Origin of the sequence: Cupriavidus sp. WKF15 (assembly GCF_029278605.1) — a bacterium.
Taxonomy (GTDB): domain Bacteria; phylum Pseudomonadota; class Gammaproteobacteria; order Burkholderiales; family Burkholderiaceae; genus Cupriavidus.
This window is the reverse complement of the sequence record NZ_CP119573.1, coordinates 1,112,281-1,137,231: the sequence shown is the minus strand read 5'-3', so window position 1 is coordinate 1,137,231 and position 24,951 is coordinate 1,112,281. Positions and strand designations below refer to the sequence as shown.

At 65.9% G+C, this 24,951-nt stretch carries 13 protein-coding genes and 1 pseudogene; 7 read left to right on the top strand and 7 right to left on the bottom strand.

The genetic code is table 11. The features are described 5' to 3' along the window. Window positions 1-45: 45 nt before the first annotated feature. The 3 genes and pseudogenes from CupriaWKF_RS22495 to CupriaWKF_RS22485 form a co-directional block, all read left to right on the top strand. Window positions 46-756, top strand: a pseudogene (locus tag CupriaWKF_RS22495) (CaiB/BaiF CoA-transferase family protein); the annotation flags it as partial. Between the two features lie 340 nt (window positions 757-1,096). Next, on the top strand, window positions 1,097-1,933 hold the full coding sequence (gene bamE, locus CupriaWKF_RS22490; RefSeq protein WP_276102954.1) for an outer membrane protein assembly factor BamE: 837 nt from the start codon (window positions 1,097-1,099) through the stop codon (window positions 1,931-1,933). A 174-nt stretch (window positions 1,934-2,107) separates the two neighbouring features. Then, the gene (locus tag CupriaWKF_RS22485; RefSeq protein WP_276102953.1) at window positions 2,108-5,752 is read left to right on the top strand and encodes a YadA-like family protein; all 3,645 of its coding nucleotides are present in this window, start codon (window positions 2,108-2,110) and stop codon (window positions 5,750-5,752) included. A 210-nt stretch (window positions 5,753-5,962) separates the two neighbouring features. Here CupriaWKF_RS22485 and CupriaWKF_RS22480 read toward each other — a convergent pair whose 3' ends face one another. The 3 genes from CupriaWKF_RS22480 to ppk1 form a co-directional block, all read right to left on the bottom strand. Continuing rightward, window positions 5,963-6,613: a response regulator transcription factor gene (locus CupriaWKF_RS22480; protein WP_276102952.1), complete on the bottom strand. Its 651-nt coding sequence runs from the start codon at window positions 6,611-6,613 to the stop codon at window positions 5,963-5,965. A 2-nt stretch (window positions 6,614-6,615) separates the two neighbouring features. After that, on the bottom strand, window positions 6,616-9,684 hold the full coding sequence (locus CupriaWKF_RS22475) for an ATP-binding protein (RefSeq protein WP_276102951.1): 3,069 nt from the start codon (window positions 9,682-9,684) through the stop codon (window positions 6,616-6,618). Window positions 9,685-10,414: 730 nt separating this feature from the next. Then, window positions 10,415-12,550, bottom strand: coding sequence for a polyphosphate kinase 1 (gene ppk1 / locus CupriaWKF_RS22470; protein ID WP_276102950.1), 2,136 nt, complete (start codon window positions 12,548-12,550; stop codon window positions 10,415-10,417). A gap of 321 nt (window positions 12,551-12,871) precedes the next feature. Here ppk1 and CupriaWKF_RS22465 point away from each other — a divergent pair, with 321 nt between their 5' ends. Further along, window positions 12,872-13,276, top strand: coding sequence for a DoxX family protein (locus CupriaWKF_RS22465; protein WP_276102949.1), 405 nt, complete (start codon window positions 12,872-12,874; stop codon window positions 13,274-13,276). Window positions 13,277-13,401: 125 nt separating this feature from the next. Here CupriaWKF_RS22465 and CupriaWKF_RS22460 read toward each other — a convergent pair whose 3' ends face one another. After that, a complete protein-coding gene (locus CupriaWKF_RS22460) occupies window positions 13,402-16,959 on the bottom strand; it encodes an indolepyruvate ferredoxin oxidoreductase family protein (RefSeq protein ID WP_276102948.1) in 3,558 nt (1,185 codons plus the stop codon). 118 nt (window positions 16,960-17,077) lie between these two features. Between CupriaWKF_RS22460 and CupriaWKF_RS22455 the strand changes: the two genes are divergently transcribed. Together CupriaWKF_RS22455 and CupriaWKF_RS22450 are read left to right on the top strand one after the other, a co-directional pair. Next, a complete protein-coding gene (locus CupriaWKF_RS22455; RefSeq protein ID WP_276102947.1) occupies window positions 17,078-18,013 on the top strand; it encodes a LysR family transcriptional regulator in 936 nt (311 codons plus the stop codon). 182 nt (window positions 18,014-18,195) lie between these two features. After that, a complete protein-coding gene (locus tag CupriaWKF_RS22450) occupies window positions 18,196-18,921 on the top strand; it encodes a Crp/Fnr family transcriptional regulator (protein ID WP_276102946.1) in 726 nt (241 codons plus the stop codon). A 20-nt stretch (window positions 18,922-18,941) separates the two neighbouring features. Here the strand turns inward: CupriaWKF_RS22450 and CupriaWKF_RS22445 are convergent, their stop codons facing one another. Then, window positions 18,942-19,907 carry a LysR family transcriptional regulator gene (locus CupriaWKF_RS22445; protein WP_276102945.1) on the bottom strand — a complete coding sequence of 322 codons (966 nt, stop codon included), beginning with the start codon at window positions 19,905-19,907 and terminating at the stop codon, window positions 18,942-18,944. Window positions 19,908-20,094: 187 nt separating this feature from the next. Between CupriaWKF_RS22445 and CupriaWKF_RS22440 the strand changes: the two genes are divergently transcribed. Next, on the top strand, window positions 20,095-21,609 hold the full coding sequence (locus CupriaWKF_RS22440) for a CoA-acylating methylmalonate-semialdehyde dehydrogenase (RefSeq protein WP_276102944.1): 1,515 nt from the start codon (window positions 20,095-20,097) through the stop codon (window positions 21,607-21,609). 97 nt (window positions 21,610-21,706) lie between these two features. On the opposite strand, the gene CupriaWKF_RS22435 is transcribed toward CupriaWKF_RS22440, so the two are convergent. Together CupriaWKF_RS22435 and CupriaWKF_RS22430 are read right to left on the bottom strand one after the other, a co-directional pair. After that, entirely contained in the window at window positions 21,707-22,975 is a 1,269-nt protein-coding gene (locus CupriaWKF_RS22435) for an IS256 family transposase (protein ID WP_276098122.1), read from the bottom strand. Window positions 22,976-23,093: 118 nt separating this feature from the next. Further along, window positions 23,094-24,902: a methyl-accepting chemotaxis protein gene (locus CupriaWKF_RS22430; RefSeq protein ID WP_276103166.1), complete on the bottom strand. Its 1,809-nt coding sequence runs from the start codon at window positions 24,900-24,902 to the stop codon at window positions 23,094-23,096. Window positions 24,903-24,951: the final 49 nt, after the last annotated feature.

Here is a 24,951-nt window from a genome sequence, read left to right as displayed (position 1 = left end):
TTGCGCCGGCAAGCGCTTGCGTAGCAGGTACTTCTGCCAACCTTCCCGTCGCGCGCGGGCATCTCGATTGCCGATATCGCGGCCGGCATGTACGCCTACTCGGGCATCCTCTCGGCCTTGCTGGCACGCGCGCGCACCGGCAAGGGCCAGCGCGTGGAGGTCACCATGCTCGAAGCGCTGGGCGAATGGATGTCGTACCCGCTGAACTTCGCCCACTATGGCGGCACGCCGCCGGCGCGCACCGGCCTTGCCCATCCGGCCATCGCACCGTACGGCCAGTATCGGGCCGGCGATGGCGGCAGCGTGATCTTCGGCCTGCAGAATGATCGCGAGTGGCAATGCTTCTGCCGCGAGGTGCTCGGCGACACGGCGCTCGCCGCGGACGAACGCTTCGCGACCAACCTGCAGCGCGTGGCCAACCGTGCCGCGCTCGATGCCGAGATCGGCGCGTGCCTTGCGCACATGACGCGCGACCAGCTGATCGAACGTCTCGACCGGGGCGGCATTGCCAATGCGCCGTTGAACGATATGCACGAGGTCTGGGCGCATCCGCAGTTCGCCGCGCGAGACCGCTGGCGCGAAGTCGCCACGCCGGCCGGGCCGGAGCAGGCGCTGCTGCCTCCCGCCACGTTGTCCCGCGCGCAGGCATGCATGGGCAGCGTGCCTGCGCTCGGCGAACACTCGGCGGATATTCTCGGTGCGCTGGGATTCAGCGACGCGCAGGTGGATGCGCTGCGCGCGGAAGGCGCTATCTGAACAGCCAGCGCATCAGCACGACATCAGCGATCAACGCGCCCCACCCAGCCGCGGCAACCGCGGCATCCGCCCGCACACGAAACCCGCGCAGAATCGAAGTCCTTCTATAGTTTCCGTTGCTGCGGAACCCTAGTCTACGAGGCGAAGATCCGCAGCATTCAGCACCGGTCTCCATCGACGCCGCGCTGGTCACCCGAGTGATCGGCGCGGCGGGAGACCCGGCGCGGCGACAACATCGCCCGCTCTCTTTCCGACTGAACCCAATCTCCCGGTCAGATCGTCTGGCCGAGAACAGTGCTTGCCGCGGATCGGAATTCTTCGATCAAACCGAGGCATCACTATGAGATTGACTACCTCTTCCCTCGCCGCGGCAGCCATGGCCACCGCCATCGTGGCCGGATGTTCCACGACCTCCAGCCCCCCAACCCACCAGGGCACGTCGAGCCAGGTCGTATTCCCCGACAAGGCCAGCGCGTGGCCCGCGCAGGGCACCTTCGCCAACCTCGACAACCTGCGGCAGCTGCGCCCTGGCATGACCAAGGACCAGCACTACGCGCTGATCGGCCGCCCGCACTTCAAGGAGGGCATGCTCGATGTGCGCGAGTGGGATTACCTGTTCAATTTCCGCACCGGCAACGCAGCACTGGACGATGTCGTGCAATGCCAGATGAAGGTGCTGTTCGACACGGACATGCTGTCGCGCTCGTACTACTGGGCGCCCGAATCGTGCGCGTCATTCCTGAAGTACCCGGACACGCCCGCGCCGGCAGCCCCCGCCGTGATGCCTGCCGTCACCGAACGAACCACAACGCTGGGCGCCGATGCCCTGTTCGCCTTCAACGGCTCGGGTCCGGCCGACCTTCTGCCGGGAGGCCGCCGCCTGGTCGATGCACTTGGCAGGGAGCTGGCCGCGATGAAATCGCTCAGGCATGTCGACGTGTACGCCTACACCGACCGCCTCGGCTCCGCCGCCTACAACCAGCGCCTGGCGCAACGGCGCGCGGAGACGGTGAAGAACCTGCTGGTCGCGCGAGGCGTGGACAGCCGCGTGGTAACGGCACAAGGCCGTGGCGAGGCCAACCCCGTCAGCCGCTGCGGCGCCATGCCCCGGACCCGGCTGATTGCGTGCCTGGCGCCCGACCGGCGCGTGGAGATCCGCTCCACCGGCGTGAAGTAGCGCACCGGCCGGCCGGCGTGGTGACGACCGGCTGATCCCTTCCATTCCCCCACTTTTTGAACATGCCGCGCATGCGGCAGGGGCGAACTCACGCCCGGTTTATGTGGGTTGCCCCAGGCAAGGCCACTGGCGTCGAGCGCCTGCCCTGCCGTCCCTAGCCAACAGGAAGCCATCATGAACAAGACATACCGCAGCGTCTACAACGCATCCACGGGTACATGGGTCGCCGCGCCCGAAACCGCCAAGGGGCGCCTCAAGCTCGCCCGCCGCACGATTGTCGTCGCGGTGCTTGCCATGGCTGCCCAAGGCGCCATGCAAGGCGCCTACGCATTCCAGCCGATCGGGGACAACGCGACCGGCGCTTCCAGCGACCTCGTCATCGGCGACAACGCGGCGGGCATCTCGTACCCGACTTACTTCTATCCCACCATGACCACCGACCCATGGGGAAGCCCGCTGCCTCGCGCGGGTTCGACCATTGTCGGCAACAACGCCAACGCGAACGAGCATGCAGGGTTGACATTGTTCGGCAGCAACACCAGTGCCTCCGGTGATGGCGCCGTAGCGCTCGGGGTGGATTCGTCCGCAGCCCTTGACGGTACCGCCGTCGGTACCGCGGCGTTTGCCACGGGCAACTACAGCGTCGCGCTCGGGCGTGGGGCCGTTGCCTCGCACAACGCCGCTGTCGCCGTGGGCGTGCTCTCGACAGCGGCCGGCGACCAGGCGCTTGCGCTGGGTGACTATGCCTTCGCAAGCGGCACGTCGTCCATCGCCGCCGGTGATGGCGCAAAGTCAGCGAATACCGAGGCCATTGCCGTGGGCAAGGCGGCGCAGGCACTTGGTGTGCAATCCATCAGCATCGGCGCCGGCAACCTCGTCAACGGAGATCATTCCGGCGCCATCGGCGACCCCAACACCATCAACGGCTCCGGCAGCTACGCACTGGGCAATAACAACACCATCGACGCCGACAATGCGTTCGTGGTGGGCAACAATGTGTCCGTTCCGGCCGGCCTGAGCGGTGCCGTCGTGCTGGGCAACAATGCCACGGTGTCCGCGGCCACGCCCACACCCGGCATGACCGTGAATGGCGTTGCGTACACCTTTGCCGGCGGGTCGCTGGCGGCGGGCGATGTGGTGAGCGTAGGTTCCGCGGCGGCTCCCCGGCAGATCCAGAATGTTGCGGCCGGCCAGGTCAGCGCCACCAGCACCGACGCCATCAACGGCTCGCAACTGCATGCCGTGTCACAGGAACTGGACAAGCCGCTCAGCTTCAGCGGCAACAGCGGCGGCAGCGTCGACCGCCATCTCGGCGACACGCTGGCGATCACCGGTGCCGCCACCACCGCCGGCACCTACTCCGGCGGCAACCTGAAAACCGTAACCGACCCGATCTCGGGCGCGATCAACCTGCAGCTGGCCGACGCGCCGAAATTCGGCAACGTCACCGTCAATGACGGCGGCAGCGGCAAGATCACCGGCCTGACCGCCGGCACGGCGGCCAACGACGCTGTCAACGTAAGCCAGTTGCAGGCTGCCACGGCGAATGCGGTCCTGTACGACGACAGCAGCCGCAACAGCGTGACGCTAGGTGGCGATACCTACAACCCGGTGACCAGGACGGGCGGCACGAAGATCGTCAACGTCGCGCGCGGCGTGGACGACAGCGATGCGGTGAACATGTCGCAGCTCAACGAGACCAACGCCATCATCAACAACTTTGCCGGCGACCAGTCCGATACGTACATCGACGACAACGGCCGCGGCATCCGCTATGTGCGCACCAACGACAGCGGCCTGCCGCTGGACGATGCGCACGCGCAAGGCGTCGGCTCGTCCGCACTGGGCTACAACGCCGTCGCACTCGGCGGCGATGCGCTGGCGCTTGGCCGCAATGCCGTGGCCGCCAACGACAACGACGTGGCACTCGGCGCGGGTTCCGTGACGCAGGCCGCGGTTGGCACGGCGGGCACGACGATTGCCGGCAAGGACTACACCTTCGCCGGCACCGCGCCGGCCAGCACGGTCAGCGTTGGCGACATCGGCGCCGAGCGCACCATCACCAACGTAGCCGCCGGCCGCATCGGCGCCACCAGCACCGATGCCATCAACGGCTCGCAGCTCTATGCGACCAACGAGGCCATCGAGGCCCTGGACCAGGGCGCGGTCAAGTACGACCGGTTTGCGGACGGCACCGTCAATTACAACAGCGTGACGATGGGGGGCGAGACGTATGACACGGTGACCAAGACCGGCGGCACGAGAATCACCAACGTGGCGCGCGGCGTGGCTGACAGCGATGCGGTGAACGTGTCCCAGCTGAATGAAGTCAAGGCCGACGTGACCAGCATCACCAATACGGTCGACAACTTCGCCGGCGACCAGTCGACCACGTACACGGAAGAGAACGGCCACGGCATCCGCTACGTCCGCACCAATGACACTGGTCTGCCGCAGGCTGACGCCTACGCCAAGGGGCAGGCCTCGACCGCAGTCGGCTATAACGCGCAGGCATCCGGGGACAGTGCCGTGGCCATGGGACGCGACAGCAATGCGGCCGGAGCGGATGCGGTGGCAATCGGCCACAACAGCGTCGCCGCCAATGCGGGCGATGTTGCGCTCGGCTCTGGCTCGGTCACCGCCGCCGCGGTGGCCACCACGGACGTGACCATCGCCGGCAAGGACTACACTTTTGCAGGCACCGCGCCGACCAGCACCGTCAGCGTCGGCGCCGCCGGCGCCGAGCGCACCATCACCAATGTGGCCGCTGGCCGCATCAGTGCCGACAGCACCGATGCTGTCAACGGTTCCCAGCTGTATGCGACAAACCAGGCCATCGAGCAGATCGCGTCGAACATCTCGACCCTGGACCAGGGCGCCGTAAAGTACGACACGAATGCCGATGGCACGGTCAATTACAACAGCGTGACGATGGGCGGCGACACGTACAATTCGGTGACCAAGGCCGGAGGCACGAAGATCACCAATGTGGCACGCGGCGTCAATGACAGCGACGCGGTGAACATGTCGCAACTCAACGAGACCAACGCCGTCATCAACAATTTCGCTGGCGACCAGTCGACCGAGTACACCGAGCAGAACGGGCGCGGCATCCGCTATGTCCGCACCAACGACACGGGGCTGCCGCAAGCCGACGCCTACGCTCAGGGGCAAGGATCGACAGCGGTGGGCTACAACGCAACGGCCACCGGCGACAGCGCACTCGCGCTCGGCCGCAACGCCGTGGCATCGGACGCCAACAGCGTAGCGCTCGGCGCCGGCTCGGTCACGGCGGCGGCGGTGGCCACCGCCAGCGGCGTGGTGGGCGGCACCACCTACCAGTTCGCCGGCGGCAGCGCGGCCGGCACGGTCAGCGTCGGGTCGGCCGGAAGCGAGCGCACCGTGACCAACGTCGCTGCCGGCCGCATCAGTGCAGGCAGCACCGACGCGGTCAACGGCTCGCAGTTGTACGCGACCAACCAGAAGGTAGACGAGAACACGCAGGACATTGCCAACCTGAACCAGCAGGTTGGCGGCAACACCCAGTCCATCAACAGCCTGAACAACCGGATCGACGGGGTGCAGCGCGACGCCAACGCGGGCGCCGCCTCGGCCATGGCGCTGGCGGGGCTGCCGCAGTCGGTACTGCCAGGCAAGGGCATGGTCGCGCTGGCCGGCAGCACCTACAGCGGCCAGTCCGCGCTTGCACTGGGGGTGTCGGCGCTCTCAGACTCTGGCAAGTGGGTGTTCAAGGGAGGCGTGACCACCAATTCGCGCGGCAATGTCGGCGCGACGATCGGTGCCGGCTTCCACTGGTAAAAAAGGGCCTTTGCGGGAATGGCTAAGGGGTGGGGTCTGTCGTTCTTGGCAGGCGCCGCTGTTTCGCCGGCGTGGCCGGCGGGGCTTTGTGGTGGGGACTGGCTCGTTGTGCTTGGCGGGCGCCGCTGTTTCGCCGGCGTAGCCGGCGAGTCACTTTTTGTCCGAGCAAGAACGACATCCAAACCCATCCAGACAACGCGCATTCCCCCCTCACGACTTCAACCCATGCTCATGCGCATAATCAAACAGCTCCGCGTCATTAGACAACCCCAGCTTGCGCATGGCGTTGCTCTTCTGCGTGCTAACCGTATTGACACTGCGATGCAGGTAGCGCGCCACCTGAGTCGTCGTCATGCCCTTGACGTACATGCGCACAACCTCCATTTCACGCGGGCTGAGGCTGAGGCTGCGCCTGGCATGCCGCTGCAACGTCTGTTGTTCCCAGCGTTTCATGTCCTCGCGCACGGAGGTACCGAGCATCCGCCTGCGCCGGTACGCCGCCGCGATCACCTCCGGCAGTTCCGACAGGTCGTCACGCTTGTTGACGATGCCCAGCACGCCAACGTCCTGCATGCTGGCCATCAGTCCCGGGTTCTCCAGCATGGTCAGGATCACCACCCTGACGTGAGGAAACCGGGTGCGCAGCGCGGCCAGCATCGTCAGGCCATCTGGCATGGCGCCGCAAGGCATGGAAAAGTCGGTCACCAGCACATCGCACGGCACGTTGCGCAACAGCTCCATCAGCGCCCGGGGATTGGGCGCATCGGCCACGACCCGGATGCCTGCCGCCGCGGCCAGCGTCTGCCGCACCCCGAAAATGATCAGCGGATGATCGTCCGCCAGCACGACTCTGATTACCATCGCTATTCCTCTACTCCAGATACAAGGTCGCCACCGGAATTGCCGCCAGGGCATGCATCATCCGGACGCGCACAGTCGCGGCAGCTCACCGGCCCCTGAACGCGGCCGGCGGCACCGTCGTTCGCCGCACCGGCGTCGGTTCCGAGCGCTTCGATCAGGTACGCGATGACATCCAGCACCGGTTGGCCGGCGGCGCGCACCTGCGCCGCGGCGCCCGACTGCACGGTCTTCTGAAAGCGATCCATGATTTCGTCCAGGTGTGGGTGGCCGAACACCGAGAGTGCGCCGCGCATGCGGTGGCACCACGGCTTGAGTTCGCCGATCGCTCCCCTGGCAAGGCAATCGACCAATCTCTCCCGATCCTCCGCGAGCGCCGCGATGCAGTCCTGCAGCCCGGCGTCGCCCGATCCCGCATGAAGCACCTCCAGCAGGCTTTCGCGCCGCAAGCGCGTGGCATCGAAAGCAGGGATGCCCGTGCCGCCGGCCCGCCGCGGCCCGGCCCCGATCGGTTCGCGCGCGCTGCCGCGTGCGTCCATCGCGCGGGACAGGCCTTCCTGCAGCGAGGCCAGCGTGACCGGCTTCAGCACGCACGCATTCATGCCAGAGTCGAAGCCAAGCCGGTGTTCGTCCGGCGCCGTGGTCGCGGTAATGCCCACCACGGGCAGCGTGTGCAGCGCGGCGTCCCGGCTGTTGCGGATGGCCTGCGTCAGCGCGAAGCCGTCCATCACCGGCAGGTGGAAGTCCGTCAGCACGAGGTCGAACTCGCCAGAGCCCAACGCCTGCAGCGCGGCCTCGCCGTTATCCACCACCGTCGGCAGGTGGCCAAGCCGCACGAGCTGCTGCCGGATGACGTCCTGGTTGATACGATGGTCTTCGGCCACGAGGATCCGCCAGCGCCTCGGCGCGCGCAAAGCGGCTGCCGCTTGCGTGGGGCCGGCTTCCCCGGCGACGGCCGGCGACGCCTGGCGTTCCAGCGCTCGTTCCACCGCGCCGATGAACGCGGCCCACCGCAGCGGATTCGCGCTCAGTCGCACGCTGCCATGTTGATCGGCCCCGAAGCCGAGCTGCTTCCACTTTGTCGTCACCAGGACCAGGCGCTTGTCGCCGCTGAGCGCCGGCAGCGGGTCCGCATCGGCCAGCACGACAGCCGCCTGCGCTGCCTCATCATGCTCCGCCAGCGGGACCATGCCCGCGGTCCGGACATGGGCGAGGAGCGCCTGCGCGATGTCCGGGTCGCGAACGCGGACGGCCACCTTGCGCTGCTGCAGCAAGGGCAGTTCGTATTGCTGGCACAGGATCGTGCACGGCACGCGCAGTGCCGCCGTCGTGCCCGTGCCTTCCTCGCTGGACAGCGCCAGGCTGCCGCCCATCATGGCGGCCAGGCTGCGCGAGATGGCGAGCCCGAGCCCGGTGCCGCCAAAGCGGCGCGTCGAGCTGCGCTCGACCTGCACGAATGGCGTGAAGAGCCGGCCCATGTCTGCCTTTGCAATGCCGATGCCGGTGTCCTGCACCTCTACCAGCACGGTCGCGGTTTCATCCGTGCATGCCTCGATCGTGGCGCGCAGCGCGACGCTGCCGTGGTCGGTGAATTTGATGGCATTGCCCAGCAGATTGAAGAGGATCTGACGCATCCGGATGCCGTCGGCGCGTACCGTGGCGGGAACCTCCGGACTGACGTACAGGCGCAGCTGCAGGCCCTTCTTTTGCGCCTGCGGCATCAGCAGCGACGAGACGCTGTCCAGCAGGTCGCGCAGGTCCAGCGGCGCCGGCAGGATCGCCAGGCGGCCCGCTTCGATCTTCGCGTAGTCCAGGATATCGTCGAGGATCTGCGCGAGCGCCTGGCCAGATTCCTGCGCCAGCGCGAGCAGGCGTTGCTGCTCGGGCGCCAGCCCTGTGTTCTGCAGCAGTTCGACCAGCCCCAGGATGCCGTTCATCGGCGTACGGATCTCATGGCTCATCATGGCAAGGAATCCCTCCTTGGCACGCAGCGCGGACTCGGCCGCCTCCTTGGCCTCTTGCAGCGCGTCGGCCTGGCGATGCTGGTCGGTGACATCGAGGATCACGCCATTCCACACGGTGAACACCCCCTCCCGCCTGGGGGTGGCGCGGGCCTGGATCCACCGCAGTTCCGCCTCCCGCTTCAGGCGCCCGACAATATCCAGCGGCTGGCATGAACGCGCGCTCTCCAGGATCGCGGCACGAAGCCGCGGATGGTCCTCCGGGCAGACGCCGGCTTGCTCCGGCGAGCCAGCGCCAAGCGCGGAGGCGGTATCGACGCCAAGCCCCGCGCCATCGCCGGCGGCATACGTCACCTCCCAGTTCTGGTCCAGGTCACGGGTTCGCAAGCGGCTCTGGAACACGGTCACGGGCAGGCTGTCGATCACGTCCTTCAACCTGCGCTCGAACTCTTGCGCGCGCTCGCGCGCTTCATCGATCTCCGTCACGTCGAAGTGCATGGTGACGATGCCGCCCGGTGTGCCATCCGGGTTGCGGAACGGCGAGACCCAGAACTTCACGCGCCGCAACTCGCCTGCCGCGTTCTTCATTTGCAGATGCTTGTGGCGTGGCGCCATGGTCCGCATGGCTTCGTCCTGCAGGGCCAGCAGCTCGCCGCTCATCCGGTCGCGCAGGTGCTCGACTTCCAGCGCATGCCTGCCCACCGCATCCGCTTTCCGGATGCCGAAGAAGCGCTCGAACGCCGGATTGAGGTCCATGTAGCGCAGATCGGGGCCTTTCGCTGCCACGGGCCCGGGCAGGCTGGCAAGCAGGGCTTCCTTCAGCGCCAGTTCATGGGAGAGCTTCGCCTCCACCTTCATGCGCTGCGCGGCCAGCCGGCGCATACGCACATAGCCGATCGCCAGGAGCAGGCTCAGCCCCAGGGCGGGCAGCAGTAGCGGCCATGCGTCACGGACCAGCAGCCACGACGCTGGCTCCGTGGCGATGTCACGACCCGCCACGCCGCCCTCCTCGTAGCCGACCTGCGCCGCTTCGGCCAGCAGGAGCAGGCACAACGCGCCGGCCGACAGCGCCTGACCGATATGCAGCCTCAAGCGGTTTCCCTGTGTTTCCATGGCTTCCTTACGGGTGACAAGAATGCGCGGCCAACGCAAGCCAGCGCGGTACGCCGGGTACCGCGCTGGCGTCTCGATCTGACCGGTCAGTGCCGTGCCGGCCGGCGGCGTGGCATCCGCCGTTGGCTGGCATGCGCCCCGGCTTGTGCCGATGCGAACTCCATGTTCATCGCATAGGTCATCTCCCCTGCGCCGGCGAGCCCATTGCTGCCAGCGCGGATCTTGGCAAAAGCGTGGAAAAGTCTAGGCTTGGCACATCGCGACCGGATATAGAAGGAATTCGATTCTTCAGACAATGCTGATGCAATCCGGACGAACCACCGCTTGCGGATCAGTGGAAAGCAGGACCGAAAGCAGGGAGTCAGCCGGGCTCAGCGGCGTTTAGGCGATGAGATGGAAATGGGACCGCCTCTTGAGGCGTTGTCGTTTGACCATGCCGGCGAGGGAAACGGGAAGCGTGCGTCGTATCTGTCGGGTGACGTGTCTTCCACGGGGTTCGGGAAGAGGTCGGCAGACATTCTAGGACTGCAGCGTGGGGACACCTTGCGGTGTGTCAGCATTTCGTGCAGGGAATCGATACGGCATTGCGTGGGCAGCGGAAGCCGCGGCAAGAATGTGGCACATATCCCCCGGACGGGTGACGTGCCCGAGTGTGGAGACTGCCAGGGTCAGGCGCGCACGGCGCGGAGTCGGACAGCGCGACCGTAGTGTCGCGGCAGGCGGGTGGTGCTCAGGTGAGGCTCGCCAGCAGGAAGTCCTGCGCGGATTCCCCCTGCCGCGAGCGCCGGCGCCGGTAGTTGCCGTCCGCTTCCATTTCCCAGGCATCGTGCTTGTCGCGCAGATAGGGCTTCAGGCCTTCGGCGATCACACGCTTCCTGAGACGCGCGTCCAGGACCGGAAAGCAGATTTCAATGCGCCGGAACAGGTTGCGGTCCATCCAGTCCGCACTGGAGAGCATCACGTCCTCGGCCTTGTCGTTATGGAAGTAGAAAATCCGCGAATGTTCGAGGAAGCGGCCGATCACGGAACGCACGGTGATGTTCTCCGAGAGCCCTGGTACGCCCGGCCGCAAGGCGCAGGCACCGCGCACGATCAGGTCGACGCGCACGCCGTCGCGCGAGGCATCGTAGAGCGCCTGGATCAGCCCCGGCTCGAGCAGCGCGTTCATCTTCGCGATGATCCAGCCCCTGCGCCCTGCGCGCGCATGTTCGGCCTCGCGCCGGATGGCCTGCAGCAGGGACTTGTGCATGGTGAACGGCGATTGCCAGATATGGGCGGTCTTGCTGATCTGCCCGAGCCCGGTCAGCTGGCCGAAGACATTGGCGACGTCCTGCGTAATTTCCGGATGACAGGTCATCAGCCCGAAGTCGGTGTAGAAGCGCGTGGTCTGGCTGTGGTAATTGCCGGTACCGAGGTGCGCATAGCGGCGCAGGCGGCCGCCCTCGCGCCTGACCACCAGTACCATCTTGGCGTGCGCCTTGTAGCCGACCACGCCGTAGACCACATGGGCGCCGGCCTCTTCGAGCTGCGCGGCCCAGCCGATATTGGCTTCCTCGTCGAAGCGCGCGAGCAGTTCCACCACCGCCGTGACTTCCTTGCCCTTGCGCGCCGCATCAATCAGCGCGGACAGCAGTACTGAGTCATGGCCCGCGCGATAGACGGTCTGGCGGATCGCCACGACGTCCGGGTCCTGCGCCGCCTGGCGGACAAAGTCCACCACCGGCGCGAATGACTGGAATGGGTGATGCAGCAGGATGTCGCCTTCGCGGATGGCGCGGAACATGTCGGTTTGCGGCTGCAATCCCTTTGGCAAGCCGGGCCGGAAAGGCGGGTACTTGAGATCGGGGCGGTCGACCTGCTCGGGCACCTGCAGCATCCGCACCAGGTTGACGGGCCCATTGACCGAGAACACCTCCATGGCGGACAGGCCGAACTGCTGCTGCAGGAACAAGGTCACCGGCGGCGGGCAGTTGTCCGCCACTTCGAGCCGCAGGGCATCGCCGAAATGCCGCTGCGGCAGCTCGCCCTGCAGCGCTTCGCGCAGGTTCTTGATTTCTTCCTCGTCCACGAACATCTCGCTGTTGCGCGTCACGCGGAACTGGTAGCAGCCGCGCACCGTCATGCCGTTGAAGAGCTCGCAGACATGCGCATGCAGGATGGATGACAGGAAGACGAAACCGTGCCGGCAGCCCGCCACCTCCGGCGGCAAGGCAATGACGCGCGGCAGCGCACGCGGCGCCTGCACGATGGCGTTGCCCGAGCGGCGGCCAAATGCATCCTTGCCTTCCAGCTCCACGGCGAAATTCAGGCTCTTGTTGAGCACGCGCGGGAAGGGGTGCGCCGGATCCAGCCCGATCGGCGTCAACACGGGCATCAGCTCATTAAAGAAATACTCGCGGATCCATTCCGCCTGCACGGCATTCCAGGACGGCCGCCGCAGGAAGCAGACCTGCTCGGCGGCGAGCGCGGGAATCAGGACCTCATTGAGCATCCGGTACTGCAGCGCGACCAGCTCGCGCACCCGGGCGTTCACCAGATCATAGAGCGCCTGCGGGGAAAGGCCATCGGGTCCGCTGGCCGGCGACTGGACCAGGCATTGCTCCTTCAGGCCCGCCACGCGGATCTCGTAGAACTCGTCCAGGTTGCTGCTGAAGATGCAGAGGAAGCGCAGGCGTTCCAGCAGCGGCGTGTCGGGATCGGCGGCCTGCATCAGCACGCGGCGGTTGAACTCGAGCTGGCTCAGTTCGCGGTTGACATATAAGGCGTTGCCGTTCGCGCGTGTGGTCGGGGCGTCCGGGGCGGGGGGAGCGTCGATATTGGCTGCCTGCGGCAGCAGGCTCTGTGAAGGGATCGAGTCGTCTTCCATTTGGGGTCCGATCAGGGTTTCGGCCGCACGCATGCCGTCCGCTGCCGACGCCGGCCAGGTTCATCAAGAATCTGTCACGCCACACGGGAGGCGGATGCCGGCGCGGGCCCGCCTGAAAATTCTAGTTCACCGTGCCTGGGAAATCGCACGCCTCTGCTGCCCCACCACCGCCCATTTCATCAAAATTTTTGATTAACTGATTTCATTGCCCCTTGCAAATGGCGCCACGTTCCCACCTACTATTCCATCAGCACCGGGAAACCGAATCCTTCAATGAATTTCATGCACTCCCGGCGAACCTATCCACTCTGGAGCATTGTCATGACCCCCAGCATCTCCCGACTGTACCCCGCCGGCCGCGCCCTGCTCGGCGTGATTTTCCTGGTTTCCGGCATCCTCAAGATTGGTGGCTTCGCAGGCACCGCGGCCTGGATGGCGAGTGCCGGACTACCGCTGGCCAGCGTCCTGCTGGTATTGACCATCGTGATCGAGATCGGCGGCGGCCTGACCCTCATCACCGGCTGGAATGCCCGGTGGGGCGCACTGGCGCTGGCGGTGTTCCTGGTGCCGGTGAGCCTGGTCTTTCATGGCTTCTGGAGCGCGGATGCCGCAACGTTCCAGAACCAGCTCAACCATTTTCTGAAGAACCTCTCGATCCTGGGCGGCATGCTGGTGGTGTTCGCGCTGGAATCGGATATCCGGGCAAGCCAGGTCAAGGCGCGGTAAGCGCATGGCGGCGGCCTGGCGCGCAGAAGAAAAAAACCCGCGCTCCATGATGGAGCGCGGGTTTTTTCATGCACCACGACAGCCTTGCATTTCGATCTGCCCGACAACGCCGCGGCAGGCTTGCGTCACGCGGCCCGACGTGCGCCTTCGCGATACTGCCCAAGCAGCGCCTCGCGCCGGGCAGCCACTGCGTGCATGCTGGCTTCCTTCACATGGCCGAAGCCGCGGATGTCCTCAGGCAGCAACGCCAGTGCAATCGCGGTGTCGAGCCGGTCGTGGCTCAGCGATTGCGCGAACTCGCCGACCATGGCCAGGTAGTCGGCAATCAGCTGCCGCTCGGCACGGCGCTCGGCCGTCTTGCCGAATACATCGAGCGCGGTGCCGCGCAAACCCTTCAGGCGGGCCAGCAGTCGGAACGCCGTCATGGTGCGCGGGCCGAAGCGGCGCTTGAGCAGGCGGCCCTGGTCGTCACTCTTGGCCAGCAGCGGCGGCGCCAGCCAGAAGTTGAGCTGGTAGTCGCGGCCGGGCTCGCCTTCGAACTGCGCGCGCAGCTTGTCGAGGAAGGCAGGATCGGCATGCAGACGCGCGACCTCGTACTCGTCCTTGTAGGCCATGAGCTTGGCAAGGTTGCGCGCCACGGCCTCGGTCAGCGCCAGCTTGCGGGCAGCACCAAGCTTCTGCTCGGCCGCGCGGATACGCTCGACCGCATCGCGGTAGCGGCCCGCATAGGCGGCATTCTGGTAATCGGTCAGCATCGCTTCGCGCTGGCGGATCAGGTTGTCGAGCGTCTGCGGCATGGCGACCACCTGCTCGCGCGGCGCCGTCGGCAACATGGCCCGCACCGCCGCCTCGCCATGATGCGCGAGATAGCGTCCCCATTCGAACGCGAGGCGGTTCTTTTCCACCGACACGCCATTGAGTTCGATCGCCCGCAGCAGGCTGTCGCGCAGCAGCGGAATCCAGCCCTTCTGCCACGCGAAGCCGAGCAGCAGCGGGTTGGAGTAGATGGCATCGGCGAGCAGCGTCACTGCCCACGCGCTGGCGTCGATGAAGGCGCACGCGTCGCCCGCGCTGGCGCGCAGGTCCTGTTCCGCGCTCGTGCCAGGGAACTTCCACTTCGGGTTCTTGATGAAGTCCGCGGTCGGCGTGTTGGCGCTGTTGACGACCGCAGCAGTCACGTTGTGGCGAACCTTGGACAGCACCTCGGCCGAAGCCGAGACGATGGCGTCGCCGCCGATCACCAGCCGCGCGTCGCCGGTGGCGATGCGCGTGGCGTGAAGCTCCGCCGGGCTCGGCGCGATCTGCACATGGCTGATCACCGCGCCGCCCTTCTGCGCCAGGCCCGCCATGTCCAGCACCGTCACGCCCTTGCGTTCGAGATGCGCGGCCATGCCAAGCAGGCCGCCGATGGTAACTACGCCGGTGCCGCCAACGCCGGTCACCAGCACGCCGTAAGGACGCTCCAGCGCCGGCAGCACAGGCAGCGGCAGCGCGTCGAAATCAGCGCCCGTGCCCTTGCCGCCCGCGGCGGCAGGCTTGCGCACCTGCGCGCCCTCGGCGGTGACGAAGCTCGGGCAGAAGCCGTTGACGCACGAGAAGTCCTTGTTGCAGGACGACTGGTTGATCTTGCGCTTGGTGCCCAGTTCAGTCTCCAGCGGCTCCACCGACAGGCAGTTGGACTTGGCCGAGCAGTCGCCGCAGCCTTCGCAGACCGCGTCGTTGATGAAGGCGCGCCGGGCCGGGTCCGGATAGGTGCCGCGCTTGCGGCGGCGGCGCTTCTCGGTGGCGCAGGTCTGGTCGTAGATCAGCACGGTGACGCCCGCGGTGCCACGCAGGTCGAGCTGGACCTGGTCGAGCTGGTCGCGATGGAACACCGTGACGCCGGCTGGCAGCATGCCGCCGTCGCCGTACTTCTCGGGCTCGTCGGTAACGACCACGAGCTTCTTCGCGCCCTCGGCCAGGACCTGGTGGGCGATCTGCGGCACCGTCAGCACGCCGTCGATGGGCTGGCCGCCGGTCATCGCGACGGCGTCGTTGAACAGGATCTTGTAGGTGATATTGGCGCTGGCCGCGATCGACGCGCGAATCGCCAGCAGGCCCGAATGGAAGTACGTGCCGTCGCCAAGGTTGGCGAATACGTGCTTGTCGTTCGTGAAGTGCATCTGGCCGGTCCACGCCACGCCTTCGCCGCCCATCTGGCTGAAGGTGTCGGTATTGCGGTCCATCCACAGCGTCATGTAATGGCAGCCGATGCCGGCCAGCGCGCGCGAGCCTTCCGGCACGCGCGTGGAGGTGTTGTGCGGGCAGCCCGAGCAGAACCACGGCTTGCGCTCGACGGCGAGCCGCGGTTGCGCGGCTTCGCGCTCCTTGGCCTCGATCAGCGCCACGCGCGCCGCGATGCGCGCACGCACTTCTTCGGGCAGGTCGAAATGCTCCAGGCGCCGGGCAATGGCCTTGGCGATGAGCGCCGGCGACAGCTCGTAGTGCGCGGGCAGCAGCCAGTTGCCGCGCGGCACCGACCACTCGCCGCCGTCGTTGCCGCGCTGGTCGAACTTGCCATAGACCTTTGGCCGCACGTCCTCGCGCCAGTTGTACAGTTCTTCCTTCAGCGCGTATTCGAGGATCTGGCGCTTCTCTTCGACCACCAGGATCTCCTCGAGGCCGGTTGCGAACTCGCGCGCGCCGTGCGCCTCCAGCGGCCACACGCAGCCGACCTTGTAGACGCGGATGCCGATGCGCTGGCAGGTATTGTCGTCCAGGCCAAGGTCGGCCAGCGCCTGGCGTACATCCAGGTAGGCCTTGCCCGCGGTCATGATGCCGAAGCGCGCGTTGGGCGAATCGAGCACGACGCGGTTGAGCCGGTTGGCCCGCACATAGGCCAGCGCGGCATACCACTTGTGGTCGAGCAGGCGTGCTTCCTGCTGCAGCGGCGTATCGGGCCAGCGGATGTTGAGGCCGCCTTCGGGCATCGCGAAATCTTCGGGCAGGACGATCTGCACGCGCTCCGGATCGATATCGACCGAGGCCGTCGATTCCACCACGTCCGTCACGCACTTCATCGACACCCACAGGCCCGAGTAGCGGCTCATGGCCCAGCCATGAAGACCGTAGTCGAGGTATTCCTGCACGTTGGACGGGTACAGCACCGGAATGCCGGCGGACAGCAGCACGTGTTCCGACTGGTGCGCCACAGTGGAGGACTTGGCCGCGTGGTCGTCGCCGGCCAGCAGCAGCACGCCGCCATGGCGCGACGAGCCGGCCGAGTTGGCGTGCTTGAGCACGTCCATGGAACGGTCCACGCCCGGCCCCTTGCCGTACCACATCGAGAACACGCCGTCGCGCGTGGCGCCGGGGAACAGGTTGACCTGCTGGCTGCCCCAGACCGCGGTGGCGGCAAGATCCTCGTTGACGCCGGGCTGGAACACCACGTCGCTGGCGGCCAGGTGAGCCTTGGCCTTCCACAGCGCCTGGTCGACGCCGCCCAGCGGCGAGCCCCGGTAGCCGGAGATAAAGCCAGCTGTATTGAGGCCGGCGGCACGGTCGCGCGCCTTCTGCAGCATGGGCAGGCGCACCAGCGCCTGGGTGCCGCTCAGGTAGATGCGGCCTTTCTCCAGGGTGTACTTGTCGTCCAGGCTGGCGTTGGCCAGCGCCTCACGCAGAGCTTGTGGCAGCGGGGCATTCATGGGTGTCTCTCTCCGGGGGATGTCGAAGTTATTCCGGCAGTGTAGGAAGCGTCATCGCTATCGTAAAATCATGAAATCCGAGAGCTGATATCCGAGAAACGAATACCGGGAGACCACCATGGCAAAAGCGCGCGAAACGCCGGAACGGCTGGCCAAGGAAATCACATTGCGGCAGTTCCGCTACTTTGTCGCGGCGGCGGAAACGGGCCAGTTCTCAATGGCCGCGACGGCCGAGCATGTGTCGCAATCGGCCATTACCAACGCGGTGCTGACACTGGAGCAGCGGCTGGCCGTACGCCTCTTTGACCGCCTGCCCCACGGCGTGGCGCTGACCGCCGAAGGCCACCTGTTCCACCAGCATGCGCGGCAGATCCTCGATTCGGTCGAGGATGCCCTGCGCGAGCCGCGATTCCAGGTCTACGGGCTGAAAGGCAGCGTGCGGCTGGCGGCGTCCTATACGGTGCTGGGCTACTTCCTGCCGGGCCTGCTGGCGCGCTTTCGCACCAATTACCCCGACATCGACCTCGACTTGCTGGACATGGACCGCCCCGAGATCGAACGCGCGGTTCTGTCCGGCGATATCGAGCTCGGGATTGGCCTGCTCTCCAACCTGGAACGGCCGCAGCGCTTTGCCCGTCACACGCTGATCCGGTCACGGCGGCAGCTCTGGACCTCGGCCACGCACCCGCTACTGGCGATCGAACGCCCTTCGCTGCGCGATATCGCGGCCTACCCGTACATCCTCATTACGGTGGACGAGGCCGAATCTTCCACGCTGCGGTACTGGCGCAGCCGCAAGCTGGCCCCGAACATCGCGTTCCGCACCAGCTCGATGGAGGGGCTGCGCGGGCTGGTCGCACACGGCTTTGGCGTCACCGTGCTGTCCGACATGGTGTACCGCCCGTGGTCGCTGGAAGGCCGGCAGATTGCCGCACGGCCGATCGCGGACGCGGTGCCCGACATGGAGGTCGGCATGCTGTGGCAGCCAGGACGCAAGCTGGACAAGCCGGCCGATGCGCTGCGGGAGTTTTTGATCCATGCATGCGGAAGCTGACCGGCTGGCGAGCCGCCTCAACCCTATGGCTGGGGCTCATCTGTCTCATCCCACACCAGGCGCCTAAGCCCTTCAGCCAATGTTCGTCCTCGTACAGAACGCGCTTAATGTGCCCACGGGCCGGCACCAGACCGGCAAGGACCCTTCGAAATTTTTGCAACGTGGGATACGGGGAGCGCGGGATGGACACTTACAGGACAGGTGGCAACAACCTACTGTTGCGTCAGCTTCCGGAATCGGAATGGGCGGCACTGAAGCCGTATCTGGAAGCCGTGACACTGCGCACGGGGCAGCTGCTTTGCGATGCCGGCCAGCGCGTGCGGCACGTCTACTTTCCGAAAGAAGGCGTGGTTTCGCTGCTGTCGCTCCATGCGGACGGCTCCAGCGTGGAACTGGCGGCGGTCGGCAACGAAGGCCTGGTCGGGCTGCCCGCGCTGACCGGCGCGGAATCCATGCCGCAGCGGTGCGAAGTCAGCCAGCCGGGCACGAGCTGGCGCGTAGCGGCCGGCGACCTGCGCGACCTGTATCCGCGGCTGCCGCAGATGCAGCGGCTGGTCATGCGGTACATGCAACTGCTGCTCACGCAGGTGGGGCAGACCGCCGCCTGCATTTGCCACCGCACGCTGATGGAGCAGCTTTGCCGCTGGATCCTGCAGACGCTGGACCGGCTCCAGAGCAACGAGCTGCGCATCACGCAGCAGCGCATCGCCGAAATGCTCGGCGTGCGCCGCGAAGGCGTCACGGAAGCCATGGGCAAGCTGCAGAACCTGCGGCTGATCGAACATACGCGCGGCCGCATCATCGTCATCGACAGGACCGGCCTGGAGTCGATGTCCGGCGAGGCGTATACGATCGTCTTGAAGGAAGAGCGGCGGCTGGTCGGGGATGCCAGGGAAATGATCCGCTGAGCATGATGCCGGCCTGGCCGTCAGACCTGGGCCGGCGGGCGCGACCCGAAGCCCTGCGAGAACGACTCCCTCAGGTACTCGACAAAGACCTGCGAGACGCGCGACGCGTGCGCGGAATACGGCCGGATGGCATAGAGCCAGTCCCCGAATGCCCCGGTCGCGCGCCATTGCGGCAGCAGTTCGACCAGCCTTCCGCTTGCCAGCGCTGACTGCGCGCTGAAGTCCGGCAGCAGCGCGATGCCAAGGCCTTCCATGGCGGCGTCGCGCAAGGCCTCGCTGTTGTTGACCGCCAGCGGGCCGGCCACGGGGACCGTGACCGGATCACCGTGCCCGGCGCCCGCGCCGGAAGCCCCGCGCACGAAGGTCCACGTGGCGGTGCCCTGCCGGCGGGGATAGTGCAGGCAGGCGTGATCGGCCAGTGCCTCGGGCGATTCGGGCGCGCTTCTTGTGCCGAGATAGGAACGGCTCGCCACCAGCACCGTGCGCGTCGCGGCCAGCGTCCAGGCGACGTGGGTTTCAGGTGGCGTGGATGTATGCCGCACGGCAATGTCGAAGCCCTCCTGCGCGAGCGGGCGCAGGCGGTCCGACATGTCCAGCTCGACCTGGATCTGTGGATAGCGGCGCAGGAATCCGGGCAGCAGAGGCACCAGTTGCTGCCTTGAGAACGCCACCGGTGCGGTGACGCGCAGGAAGCCGCGCGGCGCGCCCGCCAGGTCGCGGACATTGGCGTAGCCGGAGGCGATCTGCTCGAAGGCGCCGCGCATCGAATCGACCAGTTGCCGGCCGGCGTCCGTCAGCGTCGCGCTGCGCGTGGTGCGCTGCACGAGCGTGATGCCGGCGGCCTTTTCCAGATCGGCAATGTGCTGGCTCATCGAGGCCTTGCTGACGCCGAGGCGCGCGGCGGCCTTGCTGAAACTGCCCTGCTGCTGCAGCACAACCAGCCAGTGCAGGTGCTCCCAAAGGTCCTCAACCTTGGTTTTCGACATGTACAGGCTCCCTTTTCGTCACGCCGCGTCGTCAATCGTTCGTATCTATAGCATGCCAGTAGCTAAAAATCCTGAACAGTGAGTTCGGCATCGGGCAGCTACCCGTGCCTCGCCGGTCTTCATACACTCGCCCCATTCCCAGACACGGCGGGCGATGCAGGCCGCCAGACCAGCACAGGAGATTCCCATGACGGCGCCCTACAGCGATTCCGCAGACGTGATCCACTTCGTTTCCGGCGATCTTTACGCGGGTTCGGGCACGCGCTCGCAGGCCGTGTTCAATCCGGCGACCGGTGCCGTGGCGCGGCAGGTCCGGCTCGGCACGGCAGAGGATGTCGATGCCGCCGTGGCCAGTTCGCTGGCGGCATTCCCGAAGTGGGCCGACACCCCGCCGATCCGCCGCGCTCGCGTCATGCTGAAGTTCCTGGAGCTCATGAACCAGCACAAGGACGAGCTGGCCGCCATCATCACCGCCGAGCACGGCAAGGTACTGAGCGATGCGGCCGGCGAAGTCAGTCGCGGCATCGACATCATCGAGTTCGCCTGCGGCATTCCGCAGCTGCTCAAGGGCGACTTCACGGACCAGGTCTCGACCGGCATGGACAACTGGACGCTGCGCCAGCCGTTGGGCGTCGTGGCTGGCATCACGCCGTTCAACTTCCCGTGCATGGTGCCGTGCTGGATGTTCCCGGTGGCCATCGCCGCAGGCAATTGCTTCGTGCTGAAGCCCAGCGAACGCGACCCGTCGGCGTCGCTGTTCATGGCCAGGCTGCTCAAGCAGGCCGGACTGCCCGATGGCGTGTTCAATGTCGTGCAGGGCGACAAGACCGTGGTCGACGCCTTGCTCCATCATGCCGATGTCAAGGCGGTGAGCTTCGTCGGCTCCACGCCGATCGCCAACTACATCTACGAGACCGGCGCGCGGCTGGGCAAGCGCGTGCAGGCACTGGGCGGCGCCAAGAACCACATGGTGGTGATGCCGGACGCCGACATCGACCAGGCCGTGGATGGCCTGATCGGCGCGGCCTACGGCTCCGCGGGCGAGCGCTGCATGGCGATCTCGGTCGCGGTGCTGGTCGGCGACGTAGCCGACAAGATCATGCCGAAGCTGGAGGCCCGTGCGCGCGAACTGGTGATCCGCAACGGCATGGATGCCGCCGCCGAGATGGGCCCGGTCGTCACCGGGCAGGCGCTCGAACGCATCGAGAACTACATTGCGCTTGGCGTGGAGGAAGGCGCGAAGCTGGTGGTCGACGGCAGGAACTACAAGGTGCCGGGGCACGAGCAAGGCTTCTTCACGGGCGGCACGCTGTTCGACCACGTCACCCCCGAGATGCGCATCTACAAGGAAGAGATCTTCGGCCCCGTGCTGTCATGCGTGCGCGTGGACGACTTCGCGCAGGCTGTGAAGCTGGTCAACGACCATGAGTTCGGCAACGGCGTGGCCTGCTACACGCGCGACGGCCAGGTCGCGCGCGAGTTCGCGCGCCGCATCGAGGTCGGCATGGTCGGCATCAACGTGCCGATCCCCGTGCCTATGGCCTGGCATGGCTTTGGCGGCTGGAAGCGCTCGCTGTTCGGTGATATGCATGCGTATGGCGAGGAAGGCGTGCGGTTCTACACGCGGCAGAAGAGTGTCATGCAGCGGTGGCCGGATGATATGACGCGTGGGGCTGAGTTTGCGATGCCGACGGCGAAGTGAAGGGTCTTGGGTTGGCGGGCTTGGCAGGCGCCGCTGTCTCGCCGGCGTAGCCGGGGAGGTGTCAGGAATTTTGTGTGCTGAGGTCGGTTAAAAAATCTCAGCTCATGGCGGAGGTGAATCGCTCGCCAAACAGAATGGCGAACTGATTGACTGCTTGCCGCCAGGTGATAGGTGGCATCTTCCAATCCTTTTCGATGTTGCGCAAGGCCAGATACAGCAGTTTGCTGGCGGCCTCGTCGCTGGGGAAGTGGCCGCGATTCTTGACGATCTTGCGCAACTGCATGTGCATGCTCTCGATGGCGTTTGTCGTATAGATGATTCGACGCACCTCAGGCGGATAGACGAAGAAGGGAATCACCTGTTCCCATTGGCGCTGCCACATGGCCGCGACGGTAGGGAATTTGCGTCCCCACTCACTTCCCGCAAAGGTGTCGAGCGCTGCGGCCGCCGCCTCGGCCGTGGCGGCCTGATAGATCGGCTTGAGCGCGGCAGCCAACGGCTTACGGTCCTTCCAGCTCGCCAGATTCAGCGAATTGCGGATCAGATGCACGATGCAGGTCTGGATTTGCGCGGCCGGATAGACCGCCTCGATCGCCTCGGGGAAGCCGCGCAAGCCGTCGACCACCGCGATCAGGACGTCGTGCAAGCCGCGGTTCTTCAGTTCGTTGAAGACCTTCAGCCAGAACTTGGCGCCTTCGGTTTGCTCGATCCACAGACCTAGCACTTCCTTGCGGCCGTCGGCGCGGATGCCCAGCGCCAGATAGACCGCCTTGTTCTTGACCGTGCCTTCGTCGCGAATCTTCAGTCGTAGCGCGTCAAAGTACACGATCGGATACATGGCCTCGAGCGGGCGTTGCTGCCATTGCTCGACGTCAGCCAGCACCTCGTCGGTGACCGTGGAAATCAGATCGGGCGATACCTGCAGCCCGTACAGCTCCAGCAGATGGCCCTGAATCTCGCGCACGCTCATGCCGCGCGCATACATGCTGATGACGTGGTCGTCGAAGCCAGGCAGCCGGCGTTGATACTTGCCGACCAATTGGGGCTCGAACGTCGCCTGCCGATCGCGCGGAATATCCAGATTCAGCTCGCCGTTGGGCGTCAGGACCGTCTTGGGGCTGGTGCCGTTGCGGTGGTTGCCGGTCTTGCCTTGCTCGGCCTCGTTATCCAGATGGTGACTCAACTCGGCGGCGAGCATACGCTCGGCCAACTGCTTCTTGAGCTGGCCGGCCAAGCCCGATTCGCCCAGGATCGACTCGGCATCCTTGCTCTGCACCTGGGCCAGCAGTTGATCGATCAGCTCATCGGGAAACAGCTTCGGTGCCTTCGGGTTCTTGCTCTTCTTGTTCACTGTCGTGTCGGTCATTGGACGTTTCCGTAATCGTCTCATGACCTCGGCACACTAAAAATCTGACAGGCTCGTAGCCGGCGAAACAGCGGCGCCTGCCAATCACGACAAGCCAAACCCCCAAGCCACCCCCCTACTATCTCCCCCCCTCACCGAGCCTGAACTCTGCAACCGCCTCCGCCAGCGTATGAGCCTGTTCATTCAATAGCGAAGAAGCCGCTGCAGCCTGCTCCACCAGCGCAGCATTCTGCTGCGTTGCCTGCTCCATCTGTTCAACCGCCTGGTTGATCTGGCTGATGCCCGTGGCCTGCTCACCCATGGACGTACTGATCTCGGCAATAAACGCAGTGACCTGACGAATACCGTCGACGATCTCGTTCATCGCCTCGCCCGCTGCCTGCACTCGTTGCGCCCCCGACTGGACGCTGACATCCGAAGCCTCGATCAGCGCCTTGATCTCCTTGGCGGCCGTCGCGCAGCGATGGGCCAGGCTGCGCACTTCGTTCGCAACCACCGCAAAGCCCTTGCCGTGCTCGCCCGCGCGTGCCGCTTCGACCGACGCATTCAATGCCAGGATATTGGTCTGGAAGGCGATGCCGTCAATCACGCCAATGATCTCCACGATCTTGACGGAAGACTGCGCAATCTCCTCCATCGTCGCCACCACGTCGGAAACCACCGAACCCCCTCGCGCGGCGGCCTCGCTGGCGGATGATGCCAGGCGCGTGGCCTGCTCCGTCGCCTCGGCGGAGCGCCGCACCGAACCCGTCAGCTCGGACAGCGAAGCGACCGTCTCCTCCAGATTGCTGGCCGCCATCTCGGTCCGCCGCGACAGGTCCTGGTTGCCGGCCTCGATCTCCCGGGTCGCGATCCTGACGGACTCGCTGCCATGGCGGATCCGCAACAGCACGCCGCCAAGTTTTTCGACAAAGGTATTGAAAGAGACGGCAATCTGCGTGACCTCGTCACGGCCCGCGGCAGGCAGGCGTTGCGTCAGATCCCCGTCACCGGAGCCAATCTCGTTCATCGCGTCCCGCACGCCGGACAGCCGGCGAAATGCCTGAGCGGTAAGTACGCCGCTAAGCGCGGCTGCAGCGATGGCCAGCAGCACGATGGCGATGGCAGAGGCCTTGACCACGCTGTCCAGCGCAGCCGTGGCTTCTGCCTTGTCGAGTGCAACGACCAGTTGCCAGTCGGTGCCGTGAACAGGTTTGGCGCGCAGCAGCTTTGACACGCCATCCAGCTTCACCTCAAGCGGAGCCGTCTCTTTCGCCAGCGATGCCAGGGTCAGCGGCGTGAGTGCCGGCGACAGCTCGGCCGCCGGCTTGCGCAGGTACTTGTCCTGCGGGTGCGCCAGGATGGTTCCGTCCTTGTCCACCACGAAGCCCAGGCTCTGCGGGGTCGGATGAACTGCGGCAACGACGTCGCGCACGCCATCGAGCGACACGACAGCCGAAACCACGCCATCCAGGGCGCCGTCGCGCAGGATCGGTGCGGCAAACGAGACGAAGGGCTTGCCGCTCGCAGCATCGGCGTATGGCCGGGACACAATCTGTTTCCCTGCCGCCACAGTCTCCTTGTACCAGGGGCGGGCGGTGGGATCGAAGCCCTCCGGCATCCGGTCCTTGCTGGACACGAAGGACTTGTCCTTCCAGCCAGCCGTGGTAATCGGGAATGCGCCGGCCTTTTGCAGCTGCTGAACCAAGCCGTGCGGGTCGCCGGGTGCAATTTGCCCGGCCGCGGCAGCCACCATCGTCGACTTTGCCGCCACCCATTCATCGAGAGCCAGTGCATGGCCTGTCGCGATGGCGTCGAGATTTTGCTGAATCGTTTCGAGATTGCTGTGACGAACGATGACGTATGTCACGCCAGCGGTCAGCGCCAGTGCGGTCACGACGATGCCGGTGGAAATGGCCTGAATCTTTGAGCGAATGGATGGAAGCATACGAAGGTAAGGATCTCGATCGCGCAGGGCGGCGATAAACCAAAAAAAG